Raw genomic sequence first — 18,536 nt, forward strand, 5'->3', positions numbered from 1 at the left:
CCCGCGCGTTGCTACGGTGCTGCCTCGCGCAGCACCGACAACCGGGGGACGTAATGCCGCAATCCATGGCGCTCGCCAAGGGCGCCCGTATCACCGGCGGGATCTTCTGCCTGCTGTTCTTCCTGTTCACGGCCTACTGGCTGATCGTGGACCTCGGCGAGTCCGGCCCCGGCGGGCTCTGGGAGTCCTGGACCTTCCAGCACCGCGGCGCCACCGACCAGGTCACCGTCCCCTTCCATGTGGGCCTGGCCGCGGTCCAGTTGGCGGCGGTGTTCGCGGCCTTCGCCGGGCAGCGGGTGGCGGGCGGACTGCTGGCCGTCGCCACCACCCTCACCTTCGCCACCGCCCTGCAGGCCGCCATCAGCACCGGCACCCACACGGACGACAACCGCTGGTTCCTGCACGCCGACAACAGCTCCACGACCTTCGAGGGCGTCTTCATCGGCAGCGTGCTGCTGTTCCTGCTGACGCTGCCCGCCGGCCTCGTGCTGCTCGCCGGGATGCGCTCTTGGCCGCGCCGCACCCCCAGCGATCCGCCGATGCGGCCGGCCCGCACGGCCTCGGTGGTGGCCGCGCTGCTGCTCGGGGCGATGGTGCTGTGCAACCTGGCCTGGCAGGTGTACCTGCTGGTCCAGGGCGGTACCGGCTCGTTCACCATGTTCTACCTCGGCAAGGGCGTCCTCGGCTCGCTGCTGGCCCTGGCCCCGGGCTGGTCGGCGGTGTTCTTCCTGGTGCTGACGGTGGTGGCCGGGCTGAGCAGTGTGATGCGGGGCCCGGCGGCCCGCGGGCTGGCCTTCGGGCTGGCGATCGTGACGCTGCCCGGCGCCCTGGTGTCGGTGATCGGGACGGCCGGCAACGGCTCGCTGTTCTCGCTGGCCGGCGCCACGCCGGGGCTGACCGTGATCGGTGACCTCGGGCTGCTGCTCGACCTGTTCGGCTCGCCGGCCCTGCTGTTCCTGATGGCCCGCGGTGAGCCGGTCGCTCCCGCCTGGTTCCCGCCGGCGCCGGGCCCGCAGTTCGCCGCGCCCGGATTCGGGCCGCAGGCCGGGCCGGCGGGCGCGCAGCCGGGCTTCCCGGCCCCGCAGGCCCCGCAGCCCGGTTTTCCCGCTCCGCAGCCCGGCCCGCAGACCCCGCCGGCCTGGCAGCCGCCGGCCGGCCCGGTGCCCCCGGCCGGCGGTCCGCCGGTGCCGCCGCCCGGCATCCCGCCGATGCCGCCCGGCACCCCGGCGCCCCCGCAGGGCGGGTTCGGGCCGCCGCAGTACTGAGACGCGCAGGTCACGGGCGGGTCCGCCGGCGTGCCGCGGCCGCGGGAGAAGAGCGCGCACCCTACTCCCCGGGGCGGCCGCCGGGGTCGCCCCGGGGTACCGGCCGCCCGCCGCGGCCCGTCCCTAGGATTCACGGTATGGATCTCCGAGGACTCAGACCGCGCGCCCGCCGCCTGTACGCCGCGGCGGGCGCACTTGCCGTCCTCATAGGAGGCGGCACCTGGGCGGCCGCCTCCTCGGACGCCGCGCCCGCCGTCCACCGCGCCGACCGGGTGATGACCATGCCCGACCGGCCGGGCAGCGCGAAGCGGGTGCGGATCGACACCTCCTACTTCACGGCCGGCAGCCCCGCGCGGCGGCGGCCCGCGGTGCTGCTCGCCCACGGCTTCGGCGCCACCAAGGACACCCTCCGCCCCCAGGCCGAGAAGCTGGCCCGGGACGGCTACGCCGTGCTGACCTGGTCGGCGCGCGGCTTCGGCCGGTCCACCGGGAAGATCGGGCTCAACGACCCGCACGGCGAGGTCGCCGACGTCCGCCGGCTGATCGACTGGCTGGCGAAGCGCCCCGAGGTGCGGCTCGACAAGGCCGGCGACCCCCGGGTGGGCGTCGCCGGCGGCTCCTACGGCGGCGCGATCTCGCTGCTGGCGGCCGGCTACGACCGGCGCGTGGACGCCATCGCCCCGCAGATCACCTACTGGAACCTCGCCGACGCCCTCTTCCCCCACGGGGTCTTCAAGAAGCTGTGGGCGGGGATCTTCTTCACCACCGGCCCGGCGGGCACCACCGGCTCGCCGACCGCCTCCCCCTCGGCGCCCGGCGGCTGTGTGCGGTTCGAGCCGGAGCTGTGCCGGACGTACGAGCGGGTCGCCGAGAAGGGCCGGCCCGACGAGGCGGCCCGCCGGCTCCTGGAGGCCCGCAGCCCCGCCGCCGTCGGCGACCGCATCAAGGTGCCGACCCTGATCATGCAGGGCCAGACCGATTCGCTGTTCCCGCTCGGCCAGGCCGACGCCATGCAGCGGGCGATCCGCAAGAACGGCGCCCCCGTCGACGTCGACTGGATCGCCGGCGGGCACGACGGCGGCGACCGCGAACTCGGCCGCCTGGAGGCCCGTACCAAGGACTGGTTCGACCGCTATCTGAAGGGCGACGCGCACGCCGCCACCGGGCCCGCGTTCCGGATCAGCCGCACCGGGGGCGTGGACTCCACCGACGGCGCGGCGCGGCTTCGCGGCGCGAGCGGGGGCCGCTACCCGGGCCTGGACAACGACCCCCGGCGGGTCCGGCTCGCGGGCCGCCCCCAGACCTTCAGCAACCCGGCCGGCGCCGGACCGCCCGCGATCTCCGCGGTGCCCGGTGTCGGCGCGCTCGGCGACCTCTCCTCGATGGGCGCCGGCGGCCTGTCCGTGGACTTCCCCGGCCAGTACGCGGCCTTCCTCTCGGCGCCGCTGCGCACCCCCGTCCACCTCACCGGCAGCCCCACCGCCACCGTTCACGTGCGCTCCAGTTCCCGGGACGCGGTGCTCTTCGCCAAGGTCTACGACGTCGCCCCGGACGGCCGCCGCCAGGTGCTGCCGTCCCAGCTCGTCACGCCCTACCGCGTCAAGGACGCCCACGACGGCCGGACGGTGCGGCTGCACCTGCCGGCCGTCGACCACGAGCTGGCGGCCGGCCACCGGCTGCGGCTGGTGCTCTCCGCCACCGACCTGGGCTACGCCTCGCCGGCCGAACCCGCCACCTACCACGTCGCGCTGGAGGGCGGCGCCCTGAACGTGCCCACCGCGCCCCAGGTGCGCAGCGCCGCCACCCCGTTGCCGGCGTGGACCTGGCAGCTGCCCGCGGCGGCCGCGGTGGTGGCCGCGCTGCTGCTGCTCACCGCCCGTCGCAGGGCCGCGGCGCCCGCCCCCGACCCGGCGCTCGCCGAGGTCCCGCTGCGGATCAGCGGCCTGAGCAAGCGCTACGCGAAGTCCGCCGACCGCTACGCCGTCCAGGATCTCGGCTTCCGCGTCGAGCGGGGGCAGGTGCTCGGGCTGCTGGGGCCCAACGGCGCCGGCAAGACCACCACCCTGCGCATGCTGATGGGGCTGATCACGCCCGACGCGGGGGAGATCCGGATCTTCGGGCAGGCGGTCCGGCCGGGCGCCGAGGTGCTGTCGCGGGTCGGCGCGTTCGTCGAGGGCGCCGGTTTCCTGCCGCATCTGTCCGGCCGCGCCAACCTGGAGCTGTACTGGCAGGCGACCGGCCGTCCGGCCGCCGACGCGCACCTCGACGAGGCGCTGGAGATCGCCGGTCTCGGCGACGCCCTCCAGCGCGCCGTCCGCACCTACTCCCAGGGCATGCGGCAGCGGCTCGCGATCGCCCAGGCCATGCTCGGCCTGCCGGACCTGCTGATCCTCGACGAGCCGACCAACGGGCTCGACCCGCCGCAGATCCGGGAGATGCGCGAGGTGATGATCCGCTACGCCGCCGCCGGACGGACCGTCATCGTCTCCAGCCATCTGCTGTCCGAGGTCGAGCAGAGCGCCACGCACCTGGTCGTCATGGACCGCGGCCGGCTGGTGCGGGCCGGGCCGGTCGACGAGATCACCGGCTCCGGCGACACCGTCCTGGTCGGCGCCGCGGAGCCGGTCGGCGACGCCGTGGTGGAGAAGATCGGCGCGCTGCCGGGCGTCGCCTCGGCGGTACGGGCCGACGGCGGCCTCCTGGTCCGGCTGGACGGGGCCACCACCACCCACCTGCTCGCCGAACTCCTCCGGCTGGAGGTCGCCGTGGACCGCATCGGGCCGCACCGACGCCTGGAGGACGCCTTCCTCACCCTGATCGGAGGGGACCGATGACCGCACAGGACACCGCGCGGGCGCCGGGGTACCGCCCGCGCCGCACCCTCCCGCTGCGCGTCGAGGCCCGCCGCCAGCTGCGGCGCCGCCGCACCCTGGTGATCGCCGCGACCCTGGCGCTGCTGCCGTTGGTGCTGGTCGCCGCGTTCGAGCTGGGCGGCGGCCCGCACGGGCGCGGCAACGGCCGGGTCACCCTGATGGACGCCGCGACCGCCTCCGGCGGGAACTTCGCCGCCACCGCCCTGTTCGTCTCCGCGGGCTTCGTGCTGGTGGTGCCGGTGGCCCTGTTCTGCGGTGACACGGTCGCGTCCGAGGCGAGCTGGTCCTCGCTGCGGTACCTGCTGGCCGCGCCGGTCCTGCGGGCCCGGCTGCTGCTGAGCAAGCTCACCGTCGGGCTGCTGTTCAGCGCCGCGGCGATGGTGCTGCTGCCGCTGGTGGCGCTGGGCGCGGGCACCGCGGCGTACGGCTGGGGCCCGCTGCAACTGCCCACCGGCGGCGCGCTGTCCGCGCAGGCGGCGCTGCCGCGGCTGGCGGTCGTGGTCGGCTACCTCTTCGTGAGCCAGCTGGTCACCGCGGCCCTGGCGTTCTGGCTGTCGACGGTGACCGACGCGCCGCTGGGCGCGGTCGGCGGCGCCGTCGGGCTGACCATCGTCGGCAACGTCCTCGACCAGGTCACCGCGCTCGGCACCTGGCGCGAGGTGCTGCCCGCCCACTGGCAGTACGCCTGGGTGGACGCCCTGCAGCCGCGGATGGAGTGGGCCGGGATGGTGCAGGGGGCGGCGGTGTCGGTGTCGTACGCGCTGGTGCTGTGCGCGCTGGCGTTCCGGGGGTTCGCGCGCAAGGACGTGGTGTCCTGACGGGCCGGCGCGGTGCCGGGCCGTGGTCCGGTGGTGCCCCGGCCCGGCCGCGGTGGCCGGCCCGGGGCCCGGCGGTCAGGCGGTCGGCCCCTGCATGCGGGCGCTGACCCACCGCATCGTGCCCTCGCCCAGGCCCTGCACATAGGTCGCCGCGCTGTGCGTGCCGTCCGGGACGACCTGCAGCCGGGTGTGCACGGGGCCGTGCCCGTAGCGGGCGATGAAGTTCCGTACCTTCGGCAGCACGGTGTTCTCCCGGGAGCCGTCCTGGAAGGCGAGGTAGACCGGCGGTCCGCCGCGGGCGATCAGCCGGCGGGCGAGCACCTCGGGGTTGTTCTCCCGCTCCTGGCGGGCGTGGCCGTTCCACAGCGGTGAGTCGGGCACGATGTCGGGCCCGTTGGGGATCGCCACCTTGAACGCGTCCGGGTGCTGGAGGACGTTCTTCAGGGCCGCGAAGCCGCCCGAGGAGGAGCCCATGATGGCCCAGGCGTCCCGGGTCCTGAGGGTGCGGAAGTTCTGCCGTACGAGGTCGGGCACGTCCTGGCTGAGCCAGGTGCCGATCTTGGGCCGGCCCGGTATGTCGCTGCCGTCGTAGTACTGCTTGTCGTCGGGGTTGAGCACCGGCATGACGACGATGAACGGCAGGCTGCTGCCGTCCCGCGACCACTGGGCGAGGTTCTCCTCCAGCTTGAGGTCGGAGCCTGTCCAGTAGTTGACGGGGAAGCCGTACGAGCCGGGCAGCGCCTCCATCACCGGGAAGCCCTTGTGGGCGTTGCGCTTCTCGTAGTACTCCGGCGGCGCCCACACCCACACCTTGCCGGTGAAGCCCGACTTCGGGCCGTGCAGGGTGGTCACGCCGATCGGGGTGTCGCGGCCGGCCCCGCCGACCCGGCTCTCCTCGGTGAAGCTGATGGGGTGGGTGGGCCACTGCACCAGCGACCGCTTCCCCGGGGGCACGGCATGCAGGGCGGCGCCCGCCCGGGGGCCGCCGAACCGTACGGGGGAGGCCGGGGAGGCGCCGGTGCCGCAGCCGGCCGTACAGGCGAGGACGGTCAGGGCGATCAGCGCGATCACCGGACGGAACAGGGCTTTGCGCACGGGGCCTTCTCCTTGCCGAAACCCGGGAGCACTCCCGGCTGACCGGCTAGAGGGCGCCATGGCGGGCGGCGGTTTCCGTCCGGGGGTGTCGCCTTGGTCGCACCGCCGCGCGGAATCCCGGCATCCCCTTCGTGACCTGGGGTGCTTTACGTCCACGGGAAGGGGGGTTTACCAGGATTTTCCCGGTGGCGGGGCGGCGGGGCGCGCCCGGACGCCGTGCCCGCGGCGGTCCGGAACGTCCCTGCCCGGCCCGTATCCTCTCGCTATGACCTGGTCGCGCGCGCTCAAGGAAGCCGCTCGCTCGGGGGTGACCATCGAGCGGACCAAGCTCACCCCGCTGATCGCCCTCCGCGGCACGGCCGGCGTCGCCCTCGTCATCGGCCTGTGCCTGTGGCGCGGCGACCCGTCCCTCGCGGTCTCCTCCGCCTTCGGCGCGTTCTCCTCGGGCATCGTCACCTTCCAGCGCAGCATGCGGCCGCGCCCGGTGCTCGCCCTGGCCGTCGCCGGCGCGCTGGCGGTCTCCACCTTCCTCGGCTATCTGGCCGCCGCCCACCTCGTCGCCTTCGTCCTGCTGCTGGCCGGCTGGACCCTGCTGGCCGGGATGGCCTGGGCGATCGGCCCGGTCGCCGGGCTGATCGGCACCCAGACCGTGGCGATCATGCTGGTCACCGTCACCCTGCCGACGTCCGTCCTCGGCGCGCTGGCACACGCCGCCCTGATCTTCTTCGGCGGCCTCGTCCAGGCCACGCTCATCGTGCTCCTCCCGGTCCGCCCCTGGGGCACCCAGCGCGACGCGCTCGCCGACGCGCTCGCCGACGAGGCGGACTACGCCCGGCGGCTGCGGCACGACCCGGTCGCCCCGTTCGACCCCTCTCCCCTGATGGACGCCCGCCTCGCCTCCGCCGTGACCCCCCGTCAGGCCCGGCGCCGCCCCGTCCAGCTGCACGGCCCCCGGGGGCTCGCCGAACGCGTCCGGCCGGTCCTCGCCTCCCTCGCCGACCCGGTCGTCGGCGCCCCGCTGGAAGGGCCCGAACGCGACCGGGCCCGCGACCTGCTGGGCGCCGCGGCCACCGTCCTGGACGCCGTCGCCCACGCCGTACGGCACGCCCGGCCGGTCCGGCTGCCCCCCGAGGCGATGGCCACCCTCGAAGTCCCCGCCACCGGCCCGATGCTGCACGGGGCGGCCCGGCGCTCCGCCTACCGGCTGATCTCGCTCCTCGCCGACGCCGTCGAGCTCACCGACGAGCCGGTCCGGGCCACCCGCCCCACCACCGAGGCCGAGCGCGGCCATCTGCTGCGCCCCAGCGTGCCCCGGCTGGTGCCGGGCGCGCTGCGCTCGCTGCACCGCGAGGCCCGCTGGTCCTCGCACGTCCTCCGGCACGCCCTGCGGGTCTCCGCGGTCGCCTGCGCCGGCTATCTGCTGGGCACCGTCCTGCCGTTCGGCCACGGCTACTGGGCGCCGCTGGCCTCCGTCGTGGTGATGCGCCCCGACTTCGCCCAGACCTACTCCCGCGGCATCGCCCGCTTCCTCGGCACTCTCGTCGGCGTCACCGTCGCGGGCGCGCTGATGGCCCTGGCGCACCCGGGCACCTACGTCAGCGCCGGGCTCGCCGTGGTCTGCGCGGGGCTGATGTACCTGCTGATGCGCACCGGCTTCTCGGTGACCTCGGCGTGCGTGGCGGCCTACGTCGTCTTCCTGCTCGGCATCGCCGGCGCGGGCTGGGAGCAGACCGTCCAGGAACGCCTGGTGCTCACCCTCCTCGGCGGGCTGCTCGCGATGCTGTCGTACGCGCTGTTCCCCGCCTGGGAGACCCCCAAGCTCCGCGACCGGCTCGCCGAGTGGCTGGCGGCCAACGGGCAGTACGCGCTGGCCGTGTTCGACCTGTACGCGCAGCCCGCCGAGCGCCGCCCCCGGCAGGTCCGCGACGCCCTGCTGGACTCCCGCGCGGCCCGTGCCGCCTGGGAGGAGAGCGAGGCCCGCGCCGAGAAGGAACCGGTGCGCCACCGCGGCCTGTCGCTCGCCTCGGCGAACGCGGCCAGTACCGCGCTCGCCACGATGGGCCGGGTCACGATGATCCTGGAGGTGCACCTCCCGGAGCGGGACGCCGCGGCCTCGCCCGGTGCCACCGCGTTCGCCTTCGAGCTGCGCGCCTCCCTGGAGGAGGCCACCCGCGCCGTACGCGAGCGCGGCGAGTTGAACTGGAGCGACCTGCGCGCCGTATGGGAGAGGTGGGACGCGGAGGACGAGAGCCGCGGTGTCGCCCTGCGCGTGGCGGACCTGCAGCTCGACGCCCTCGACGACCTGGCGGAGGCGCTGTCCCGGGAGCCGCGCACGGACCCCGGGGAGGGCGGCCGCGATGCCGCGCGGGGCCGGGGGGAGGGAACCATTCCGGGCCCTGAGTAGTCTTATTGATTGCCCGCAATGAACGCCATTGCTCGCCCATGGGGTTGTCTGCGGGGCAATGTCCCAGGATCCCACTTTGTCGCGAGAGAGCACACGAAATCCCCATGGCGCCCAGCACTTCGTCCGGTACGTACGACATAGGCATCGACCTCGGCACGGCCAACACCCTGGTGTACGCCCGCGGCAAGGGCGTGGTGCTGAACGAACCCTCCGTCGTCGCGGTCAACGCCGCCGGTGACGTCATCGCCGTGGGCGCGGACGCCAAGCGGACCATCGGCCGCACCCCCTCCGGCATCACCGCGATGCGCCCGCTGCGCGACGGCGTCATCGCCGACTTCGACGCCGCCGAGCGGATGCTGCGCGCCCTGATGAAGAAGGCCCTGCCCAGCCGCCGGTTCTCCCGGCCCCGGGTGGTCATCTGCGTCCCCTCCGGCGTCACCGGCGTCGAGCGGCGCGCGGTCATCGACTCCGCCCGGAGCGCCGGCGCCCGCGAAGTGCACCTCATCGAGGAGCCGATGGCCGCCGCGATCGGCGCCGGGCTCCCGGTGGACGAGCCGGTCGGCTGCATGGTGGTGGACATCGGCGGCGGCACCACCGAGGTCGCCGTCATCTCCATGGGCGGGCTGGTCACCGCCCAGTCCGTACGGGTCGCCGGCGACGCCCTGGACGCCGCCGTCGCCGCCCACATCAAGAAGCAGCACTCCCTGGCCATCGGCGAGCGCACCGCCGAGGACATCAAGATAGCCATCGGCTCGGCGGTCTGGACCCCGGTCGACCTCGACGAGGACGGCGCACCCGACCGCCCCTTCTCCTACACGGTCCGCGGCCGCGACCACGTCAACGGCCTGCCCCGGGTCCAGGAGATCAGCGAGGAGGAGATCCGCGACGCGCTGGCCGAGCCGGTCGACGCGATCGTCCGCGCCGTGCACCGCACCCTCGACGAATGCCCCCCGGAGCTGTCCGGCGACATCGTCGAGCGGGGGATCGCCCTCACCGGCGGCGGCGCCCTGCTCCGCGGCCTGGACCACCGGCTGCGCCAGGAGACCGGCGTCCCGGTGACGGTCGCCGACGATCCCCTGGACTGCGTGGTCAACGGCACCGCCAAGTGCGTCGACGAATTCGCCTCCCTGCACGGCCTGCTGACGGGCGCGAAGGAACAACCGAGGCGGACGGTGCGGTTGTAGGAAGCGGCCGGGGCGCGGGGTCCCGCGTCCGGCCGGTTTGCCGTTCCGGCAAGATCCCTTGCGCGCGGTGGGACACCGCCGTGATCGTGGGGGAGCGGTCGCGGGGACCGCGGGCCGCGCCGGACCGGGGCCCGCGCGCCCGTGGCCGCCGCCCGCAGGCATCGCCACCACCGGCGCCGCCGCACTCCCCGAGGAGGATGCATGCCGCAGTCCGCCAACACGCCGTCCACACCCCCCGCTTCCCCGGCCGCCCCGGTGCCGCGGCCGCCGGCCGGCCCGCTGCCGGAGGCGGTCCACCGCACGGTCGAGGTCCCCGGCGGCCGTATCCACCTCGTGGAGCAGGGCAGCGGACCCCTCGTCCTGATGGTCCACGGCTTCCCCGAGTCCTGGTACTCCTGGCGCCACCAGCTCCCCGCGCTCGCCGCAGCGGGCTACCGGGCGGTCGCCATCGACGTACGGGGCTACGGGCGTTCCTCGAAGCCCCGTGACGTGGCGGCCTACCGGATGCTCGCCCATGTCGCCGACAACGTCGCGGTGGTGCGTGCCCTCGGCGAGGAGACCGCGATCATCGTGGGCCACGACTGGGGCTCGCCCATCGCCGCCAACACGGCGCTGCTGCGGCCCGATGTGTTCACCGCCGTGGCCCTGCTGAGCGTCCCGTACGCGCCCCGCGGCGGCATCCGGCCCACCGAGGCGTTCGCGCGGCTCGGCGGCGGGGGCGAGTTCTACATCAACTACTTCCAGGAGCCGGGCCGGGCGGAGGCGGAGATCGAGCCCGGTGTCCGCGACTGGATCGCCGGGTTCTACGTCGTGGCCTCGGGCGACGCCAAGCAGGACGCCGCGCGCCCCGGCTCCGCCCAGGACCACGTGGCGCACTTCTCGGTCGCCCCGGGCGGCAAGCTCTCCGACCGCTTCCCCGAGAAGCTCCCCCTGCCGCTGCCCTGGCTGGCCGAGGCCGATCTCGACTTCTACGCGGGCGAGTTCGAGCGCACCGGCCTGACCGGCGGCCTCAACCGCTACCGCAACGTCGACCGGGACTGGGAGGACCTCGCGGCCTGGGACGGCGCGCCGCTGCGGCAGCCGTCGCTCTTCATCGGCGGGGAGCACGACGCCCCCACCAACTGGATGGCCGACGCCATCAAGGCGTTCCCGCACACCCTCCCGGGCCTGTCCGCCTCCCACATCCTCGACGGCTGCGGCCACTGGGTCCAGCAGGAACGCCCCGAGGAGGTCAACCGCCTGCTGACCGACTGGCTGGGCTCCCTGCCCGGGACCGCGGCCTAGCTAGGACGTGCCCGCCCTGCCCGTATAGGACTCCAGGCCGTCCAGGATCCGCTCCAGGCCGAACTCCCAGGCCTGGTCGCGGGAGGCGCCGCCGCTGTCGGCGAGGGCCGCGGCGACCGCGGGGAAGCGGTCGGCGCGGCCGGCGAGCAGCTCGTTCAGCGCCGCGCTCATGGCCTCCTCCGGCCCCGTGGCCCGCGCGCCGCCCGGCCCCGTCGGCGCCGACACCTGGGCGAGGGTGCGGACATGGCCGGTCACCACGACCACGGCGTCGAGCCGCTCGGCGCCGGTCAGGCCGGTGCCGGCGAGCGCGGCGAGGGCGCGGTCGGTCCAGCCGAGTTCGTGCGGGCCCATCACGCGGGGGCCGACGGCGGTCTCCAGCAGCCAGGGGTGGCGGTGGTAGACCGCCGCGAGCGCCCCGGCCCAGGCGCGCAGCGCCGCCCGCCACCCGCTCCCGTCCCGGCCGGATGCCGCGGGCTCCGCCGCGGCCGGCGGCTCGCCCAGCGCCGTGTCGATCATCAGCGCGACCAGCTCGCCCTTCCCCGGCACATAGCGGTACAGGGACATCTTGGTGAAGTCGAGCTCGGCCGCGACCCGTTGCATGGAGACCGCCCCGAGCCCGCCGGCGTCGGCGAGGGCCATGGCCGTGCGCGTGATCCGCTCCAGGCTCAGCGCCGGTTTGGGGCCGCGGCTGGGACGCTCCCGCCCGCCCCACAGCACCTCGACACTCCCCGCCTGATCACCGAACACGCTGCGCCTGCCGTCGTCTGCCGCCATCCCCGCATCCTAAAACTGTGTCCGGGGTATACAAATCCGTGTCCGGCGGATACAGTTTCTTGTGTCGGTACGACGATCGAGGCCCGTGCGGCGGGCCATGGGGGAGTGTGTGATGACGTACGGAACGGCAAGGGAGTGCGGGGACGCCGTCGGGTCCGGCCAGGAGCCCGGCCAGGAGCAGTCGCGAACGGCGGCGCGGGGGCGCTCGGTTCTGATCTCCGGCGCGAGCGTGGCGGGCCCGGCGCTTGCCTACTGGCTCGGCCGCTACGGCTTCGAGGTCACCGTGATCGAGGTGGCGCCCGCCCTGCGCCGCGGCGGCTTCGCGGTCGACTTCCGCGGGGCGGCGCAGCTGACGGTGCTGGAGCGGATGGGCGTCCTGGACGCGATCAGGCAGCACAGCACGGGCGGCGGTGACCCGCTCACCTTCATCGACGCCCAGGGCCGCCCGCTGGCCGCTCTGCCGCCCGAATTCACGGGCGGCGAGGTCGAGATACTCCGCTCCGACCTGTCCCGCATCCTCTACGAACACAGCCTGACCCCGCACGCTCCCGGGCCTGCGCCCGGCGGCCCCGGCGCGCCCGAGCACCTCCCCGGGCGGCTTCCCGAGTACCTCTTCGGCGACTCCATCGCCTCCCTCGCCCAGACCGCCGATGGCGTCCAGGTCACCTTCGAGCGGAACGCGCCGCGCACCTTCGACCTCGTGATCGGCGCCGACGGTCTGCACTCCACCGTGCGCCGGCTCGCCTTCGGCCCCGAGCGGGACTTCGTCCGCCACCTCGGGTACTACGTCGCCGCCTGGGACCTCCCCGAAGACGCCGGGGACCTCGCCGCCCGCCCGGTCGGCTACGGCGAACCCGGCCGCCTGGTCACCGTCGGCCGCACGCCCCGCCGCGCCGGGGAGCCGGGCTACGGGGGCGAGGCGTTCTGCGTCTTCGCCTCCGAGGAGGAGTTCGCCCACGACCGGCGCGATCCGCGGACCCGGAAGCGGGCCATAGCGCGGGCCTTCGACGGCGCCGGCTGGCGGACGCCGGAACTCCTCGCCACCCTCGGGCAGGCCGGCGAGCTCTACTTCGACTCCATCAGCCGGGCCGACGTCCCGAGGTGGTCCACGGGCCGGATCGCGCTCCTGGGCGACGCCGCCCACGGCGCCACGGTCGGCGGCATGGGCACCGGCTCCGCGGTCATCGGCGCCTATGTCCTCGCCGGTGAACTCGCCCTCGCCGGGGACGACCACCGCACGGCCTTCGTCCGCTACGAAGACCGGCTCCGCCCCTATGTGACGCAGTGCCAGGAGGGCGGCCGCGGCGCCGGCGCCTTCCTCGCCCCGGCCACCCGGGACGCCATGGACGCCCGCAACGCCGCCCTGAACTCCCCCTCCGCCGTCGCCGCCATGCTGCAGCAGGGCCACGACATATCCGCCGCCCTCGCGCTGGAGGACTACCCGGCGCGAAGCGCCGCCGCGGTCCGCGCCCGGTGGTGAACGGGCCGGTCCGCACGCTGAGCCGGACGAGTGTTCCGGCGTCAACCTGATTGCCCGCCGTCACCTCTTCTGGGTTACTGGTGGGGCCTGGTCGGCGGCCGTCCATCCCCCTCGGGCTTCAGCAGTCGGCCCACCCTCCAGCCCTCTTCGCTGTGGGGCCCGAAGGACGGCCGGCCGCACGACGGCCCCCTCCCCGCCCCGGGTGCGACCGGCCACCGTGCGCCGTCCGGGCCGTCCTCCTGTCCGGCCGGCTGCTGCCAGTGCCCGGGCCCCGGCGTGTGCGCCAAGTCCGTCACGGGCGGGCCCGGCAGCAGCGAGCTCACACCGCAGGAGGACTCCATGTCCACACCCACCATCCAACCCGCCCTGCCGGCCCTGCCCTTCGCGCCCGTGCTGCTCGGCGTCGTGCCGAGCTCGGGGCCGCCCGCGGGCGGCAACACCGTCCAGCTGGTCGGGCTCGGCCTCGGCGGTGCCACCAGCGTCCTCTTCGGGACGTCGACGGCGACCATCGTCGCGCAGGACCCGCTGGGGCTGACCGTGACGGTCCTGGCCCCCGCACACGCCGCCGGCGCCGTGCAGGTCACCGTCACCACCCCCAGCGGGACCAGCAACCCGGCGTCTTACGTGTACGTGGCGCCCGTCCCGCCGACGGCCGCGGCCATCACTCCCGGCTCGGGCCCGGTCGCGGGCGGCACGTCCTTCCTCATCGCCGGCTCCGGTCTCCAGGGCGCGAGCGTCACCATCGGGGGCAACGCCGCCACCGTCGTGGGCACCGACCCCTCGGGCAGCATCCTGTTCGGCGTCACCCCGGCGGGACCGCCCGCCGGGGGCAACGTCCCGGTCGTGGTGACGACCCCGGGCGGCACCACGACCGTCCCCGGCGGCTACACCTACCTGGCGGCGCCGCCGACGGTCACCGGAACGGTCTCGCCGTCCTCGGCGGCGGCGGGCGCCTCCTTCACCATCGTCGGGACCGGTCTCCTCGGGGCGACCGTGCTCTTCGGGGCCGCGCCGGCCACCGGCGTGGTGGTCAACGCGGGCGGCACGTCCCTGACCGGTACCGTCCCGCCGGGCACGGTCGGCACGACCGTGCAGGTCAGCGTCCAGACGCCGGCCGGCAGCGCCAACGCCGGGTCGTTCACCTACCTGTGACGGCCCGCCCTCCGGGGTGACGGCCCGGCGCCCGGCCGGGGTCGGCGGGCCGCACCCGGCCCGCCCGGACCCGCCCGGGCCACCCGTCGCCGTCACCCCGCGGGGGGACGCCGGAAAGCGGTTCGGCCCCCGCCCGTCGTACGGGCGGGGGCCGAACTCACCGGTGGCTCCCCGGGGCGCTCCGCCGGCCTCACGGGCCGGTCGGGGGGCAGGTACCCCCGGGCCTCCTGCGGAGGGCGCCCGGCGGCGCCGCACAGCAATGGCAGCGGAAGCCCGGCGTCCGCCATCCAGGTCAGGCCCGTGTGACGCAGGTCCTGGCGCCGGAGGTGCTCGTGTCCGAGTTCGGCCACCACATCGTCCCAGCGGGTGGTGTCCCGCAGCACCGCGGCGGTGAACCGCCGGCGGTGCGGTCCGGTGAACAGCCGGGCCACGGGCGTGTGCCGCGCCGCCTCCAGCCGGGCGGCCGCCAGTTCGCGGGCGGCGGGGCGCAGCGGCACCACCCGGTGGTGCCTGCCCCGGCAGGCGCGGTCGTCCAGGCCCCCGGGCCCGGACACGGTGAGGCGCTGGACCTGCCAGGTCCAGGTGCTGATGTCGATGTCCTGGGCCTGCAGGGCGGACACCTCGCTGAAGCGGGTACCGGTCCAGGCGGCGAACCGGACGATGTCGCCCCAGCCCTCGTAGCCGTCCGACGACCGCTGGACGAGGGTGGTCGCCAGCCGCTCCAGCGCCTGCTCGTCCGGCAGGGCCAGCGTCCTGGGCGTGGCGCGTTCGCTCTGCGCGCGCTGGTACTCCTGCTGCCAGCCGGCCACCCGCGCCGGATTGGCGTCCAGCACCCCGTCCCGTACGGCCTGTTCCAGGACCCGGACGAGGACGGCGAGGCTGTTCTTCACCGTCGACAGGCCGCACTCGTCGGCGATCCAGCAGTGCAGCGCGCGGTTGACGACGCGGCGGGTGACGTCCCGGACGCGGACGTGGCCGATGCTGGGCACGACCCGCAGCCGCCACCCGGCCCGGTAGGGGGACATGGTCAGCTCCTCCAGGCCGTGCATCGCCGCCGGCCACCGCCGTTCCCCGTAGTCGGCGAGCGACATCGTGGGGATGCCGGCCTCCTCCGGAGTCGGGCACCCCGTGTTTTTGTTCATTATCGAATCACCCTTGTCTGCTGAGGAGTTATTCGGCTGTTCCGGTACTGATGGCGTGATTCGCTCTTGGGCGTGAAACCGGCGCCGGGGAATCGCGCGGACTTCCTGCCCGTGGACGGTGCGGTGAACTGCGGTCCCCGGCGCGGAGCGCTTTGGCGCGCTGTCCGCCGAGGGCGGGACAACGGACGGCCTGATCGGCGGAAAAGACCGGACTCTCCGCCGGGGGGCGGACCCGTGCCGGCGGCCGCCCGCGACTCTGCCGCCCGTTCAGTAGAATATGGAAATCTTCTTCAACTGGGTTATGGGGGAGAGGAGTTGTGCATGCGGCGCGGGGCGTTTGCCGATGCCGTAGAGACTTCCGGTGTCCGGTCGGTCCCGGTCGCTGCCGGTTCCTATTGGCGAAACGTCCGTTGTCGCCGCGTTCCGCGCACAAGAATGACAAGCGACGAGCTCGCTGCGGCGCACGGTTCTTCTGCGTGACCGGGCAGGAGCAGCGAGCAATCAAACGCTTCATCAGTCATGAGTGGAATAAAGGCATCTCCTCAGGCCATTGCGCAAGTTGGTACGAGTTCCTTCATTTCGCGCTGCTCCGAACGGGTGGCCTTATCGGTTGACTGTTGTAGCTCGCCGAGCCGCATGGATAACTAGTCGCATCCAACCGGTGGGCCGCCCATCCTCTCCGGGGAGCGGCACCTGGCCTACCCGTTGGCCCGGCCCAGCGCCTGGTTGCGGTCAGACCGAGATGCCGTATGGGCGTCCCCGGTAGAGGGTTTTGGATCCGTCAGCCGGTGTCGATTCGTCGGCACCGGCTGATCGGCCCCCACATTCGGTCAGGGGGCGTCATGCGAATCATTTCCATCCTTCGCTGGGTCTGCGGTCTACGCGCCTTGACCCCGGCCCTCACCACGACATCCCAGGCACTTGCCCGGTCCGGCGGCGATGCGACCCGCACGGTCCCGGCGCCCGGCACCCTGTCCGTGCCCGCCGCCGCGGATCATGTGCTTCCCGCGGCCCGCCGCTGTGCGCGGCTCCCGGCACCGTTCCGCAGCCGCCCGCACCGTGGCCCCCGCGACGGGGACGGCGCGCGGCGCGCACGGCTCCCGTACGGCACCGCGCAGGCCGCCCCGCGGGAGCCGCATCCCGCCCCCGCCGTCCCCGCGGCCCCAACGGTCCCGGGCGGCACCCCGTCCACGGCTCCCCGCCCCGCCGGCGCCCCCCTGCCCGTCTTCCTCCACGGGGCACGTCCGGCCCACTGAGGCCGGCCACGCCACCCTTCCACCGCGCCCCGGGCCGGACCCGGCCCTTTCCCACGGCAGCCCGGACCCGGGCCTGCCCAGGCCGCCGCACCCGCGGTGAGCCGCACCCGGGTTCCCCCGACCACATCCGAAGCCTCCCCAGAAATCCCACGGGTACAGAACACCGGAGGACAGCATGGCGCAACGAAAAATGGTGATCCTCGTCGACGGGCCGGAGGGAAATGGCCTGCCGCAGCATGCGCGCGACAACGCGAGCGATCCGATAAGGATCCTGCGGGGCAACGGGTACGAGCGTTTCGAATTCTACGGCGAGTACGCGGACTTGGGCGGAGACCCGGTCCCGGTCTATCGCTGGTGTTACCGCACACAAATCGCCGAATAGGTGCTGTGCGTCCCGAAGAAGAAAGCGATGCGCAGAGGAGAACAACCATGTGGAACCTCGTGAAGGACGGAGTCCTGTCGTGAACCGAGAATCTGGAAAAGACGAAAGCCGAGGCGGCGGCCGGGACGTGGTGGTGACCGGCGTCGGATTCTGCCTGCCCGGTGGCACGGAACCGGTCTTCACCGCCGACGACATGTGGGACGTCGTCTCCAACGGCCGGTCCTGCCTCAAGCGCGACGAGGTCTACTACGGCTCCGTCGAACTCACCCAGGAGATGTTCGACGAACGCCTCCCGGACGTCCCCCCGTTCTTCTCCCAGCATTACACCTCGGCACACCGTTTCGGTCTGGTGGCGATGGCGGAGGCCACCGCCGACGCCGGGCTGACATTCTGCGGCGGCGCCCTGGGAGAAGCCGCAATTCTGGTCGGACGCGGGGGCGTCGACTCGAATGTCGAGAGCTATCTCTCGGTGCTCGGTGCCGATCCCGGAAAGACCTCCGCGCCGGACGCGATGGAATTGTTCGTCGCGGCGCAGCAGGCCGTGACACCCTCCGACGTCGCCCTGGTGCAGGCGGCGCTGACACAGTCCAACGGCCCCTGCTACACCGTCTCGTGCGGCTGCGCCTCGTCCGCCGTCCAGATCGGCAACGCCCGGCGGCTGATCGCCCGCGGCGAGGTCGACATCGCCGTGGTGACCGGGGTCGACGTCTTCAACGTCCACCTCATCCAGAACATCCAGCGGCTGCTGAGCGGGGCCCAGCAGACCTACGACGCCCTCCGCACCACCGACATGCCGGAGCTGCTGCCGTCCTTCACCTCCCTGATGCGGCCCTACGACCGCCGGGCGGACTGCATCAACCACGGCGAGGGCGCCGCCACCGTGATCATGGAGAGCCGGGAGCACGCGGCCCGGCGCGGGGCGCACGTCTACGGCCAGGTGCTGGCCACCGCCATGACCCGCGACGGGCTGGCCAACCCCCTCGCCTGCGACGAGACCGGCGCGGAACTCGTCAGCGCCGTCCGCCGCTGCCTCGGCGACCGCCGGCGGATCAGCGATGTGCCGTACGTCCACGGCGGCAGCGACGGCAACGTCATCGTCACCGCCTTCGAGGCGAACGCCATCAAGGAGCTGTACGGGCCCGAGAGCGACGTGCTGGTGACGTCCCAGGAGGGCTGCTTCGGCCACAACGGCGCACCGGCCGGCTGCCTGGGCGTCGCCATGACGCTGATGATGATGGAGCGCGGGCAGGTCTGCCCCACCGCCAACTGCGAGCAGCCGGCCGAGGGGCTCCCCTTCGACCCGGTCCCCGGCGTGCGGACGCGGCCGCTCGACTTCGACTACGCGCTGAGCTTCAACTACCAGGTCGGCGGCGTGAAGAACGCCATTCTCCTCGGCAGTCCGGAAGCCGTGTGACCACGGGCAGATC

General features: G+C 74.2%; 13 protein-coding genes. 10 read left to right on the forward strand and 3 right to left on the reverse strand.

The features are described 5' to 3' along the window. The first annotated feature begins 65 nt into the window (after positions 1–65). The 3 genes from K7396_RS23755 to K7396_RS23765 all read left to right on the forward strand — a co-directional run bounded on the left by K7396_RS23755 (position 66) and on the right by K7396_RS23765 (position 4,956). Positions 66–1,265, forward strand: a complete 1,200-nt coding sequence (locus K7396_RS23755; RefSeq protein WP_086717384.1) for a hypothetical protein — start codon at positions 66–68, stop codon at positions 1,263–1,265. 137 nt (positions 1,266–1,402) lie between these two features. After that, a complete protein-coding gene (locus K7396_RS23760) occupies positions 1,403–4,099 on the forward strand; it encodes an alpha/beta fold hydrolase (protein ID WP_086717383.1) in 2,697 nt (898 codons plus the stop codon). After that, on the forward strand, positions 4,096–4,956 hold the full coding sequence (locus K7396_RS23765) for an ABC transporter permease (protein ID WP_086717382.1): 861 nt from the start codon (positions 4,096–4,098) through the stop codon (positions 4,954–4,956). Before K7396_RS23760 ends, K7396_RS23765 begins: the two co-directional genes overlap by 4 nt. A 75-nt stretch (positions 4,957–5,031) precedes the next feature. Here K7396_RS23765 and K7396_RS23770 read toward each other — a convergent pair whose 3' ends face one another. Further along, positions 5,032–6,051 (reverse strand): alpha/beta hydrolase, encoded by a 1,020-nt coding sequence (locus K7396_RS23770; protein ID WP_086717381.1) that lies wholly within the window; start codon positions 6,049–6,051, stop codon positions 5,032–5,034. A gap of 265 nt (positions 6,052–6,316) precedes the next feature. On the opposite strand from K7396_RS23770, the gene K7396_RS23775 reads away from it, so the two are divergent. The 3 genes from K7396_RS23775 (at position 6,317) to K7396_RS23785 (ending at position 10,923) form a co-directional block, all read left to right on the forward strand. Next, positions 6,317–8,455: an FUSC family protein gene (locus K7396_RS23775; RefSeq protein ID WP_086717380.1), complete on the forward strand. Its 2,139-nt coding sequence runs from the start codon at positions 6,317–6,319 to the stop codon at positions 8,453–8,455. Between the two features lie 104 nt (positions 8,456–8,559). Next, positions 8,560–9,639 carry a rod shape-determining protein gene (gene mreB, locus K7396_RS23780; RefSeq protein ID WP_086717379.1) on the forward strand — a complete coding sequence of 360 codons (1,080 nt, stop codon included), beginning with the start codon at positions 8,560–8,562 and terminating at the stop codon, positions 9,637–9,639. A 201-nt stretch (positions 9,640–9,840) separates the two neighbouring features. After that, a complete protein-coding gene (locus K7396_RS23785) occupies positions 9,841–10,923 on the forward strand; it encodes an alpha/beta fold hydrolase (RefSeq protein ID WP_086717378.1) in 1,083 nt (360 codons plus the stop codon). Here K7396_RS23785 and K7396_RS23790 read toward each other — a convergent pair whose 3' ends face one another. After that, entirely contained in the window at positions 10,924–11,697 is a 774-nt protein-coding gene (locus K7396_RS23790; protein WP_086717377.1) for a TetR/AcrR family transcriptional regulator, read from the reverse strand. 112 nt (positions 11,698–11,809) lie between these two features. On the opposite strand from K7396_RS23790, the gene K7396_RS23795 reads away from it, so the two are divergent. Both K7396_RS23795 and K7396_RS23800 read left to right on the forward strand, forming a co-directional pair. Then, positions 11,810–13,177, forward strand: a complete 1,368-nt coding sequence (locus K7396_RS23795) for an FAD-dependent monooxygenase (RefSeq protein ID WP_086717376.1) — start codon at positions 11,810–11,812, stop codon at positions 13,175–13,177. Between the two features lie 339 nt (positions 13,178–13,516). Next, entirely contained in the window at positions 13,517–14,329 is an 813-nt protein-coding gene (locus K7396_RS23800; protein ID WP_086717375.1) for an IPT/TIG domain-containing protein, read from the forward strand. A gap of 92 nt (positions 14,330–14,421) precedes the next feature. Here K7396_RS23800 and K7396_RS23805 read toward each other — a convergent pair whose 3' ends face one another. Continuing rightward, on the reverse strand, positions 14,422–15,471 hold the full coding sequence (locus K7396_RS23805) for a tyrosine-type recombinase/integrase (protein ID WP_223660179.1): 1,050 nt from the start codon (positions 15,469–15,471) through the stop codon (positions 14,422–14,424). A gap of 1,431 nt (positions 15,472–16,902) precedes the next feature. Between K7396_RS23805 and K7396_RS23810 the strand changes: the two genes are divergently transcribed. Both K7396_RS23810 and K7396_RS23815 read left to right on the forward strand, forming a co-directional pair. Further along, a complete protein-coding gene (locus tag K7396_RS23810; RefSeq protein WP_223660180.1) occupies positions 16,903–17,109 on the forward strand; it encodes a DUF5988 family protein in 207 nt (68 codons plus the stop codon). A gap of 79 nt (positions 17,110–17,188) precedes the next feature. Continuing rightward, on the forward strand, positions 17,189–18,523 hold the full coding sequence (locus K7396_RS23815) for a beta-ketoacyl-[acyl-carrier-protein] synthase family protein (protein ID WP_223660181.1): 1,335 nt from the start codon (positions 17,189–17,191) through the stop codon (positions 18,521–18,523). Positions 18,524–18,536 lie beyond the last annotated feature (13 nt).

It is taken from the genome of Streptomyces angustmyceticus, assembly GCF_019933235.1.
GTDB classification, from domain to species: Bacteria; Actinomycetota; Actinomycetes; order Streptomycetales; family Streptomycetaceae; genus Streptomyces; species Streptomyces angustmyceticus.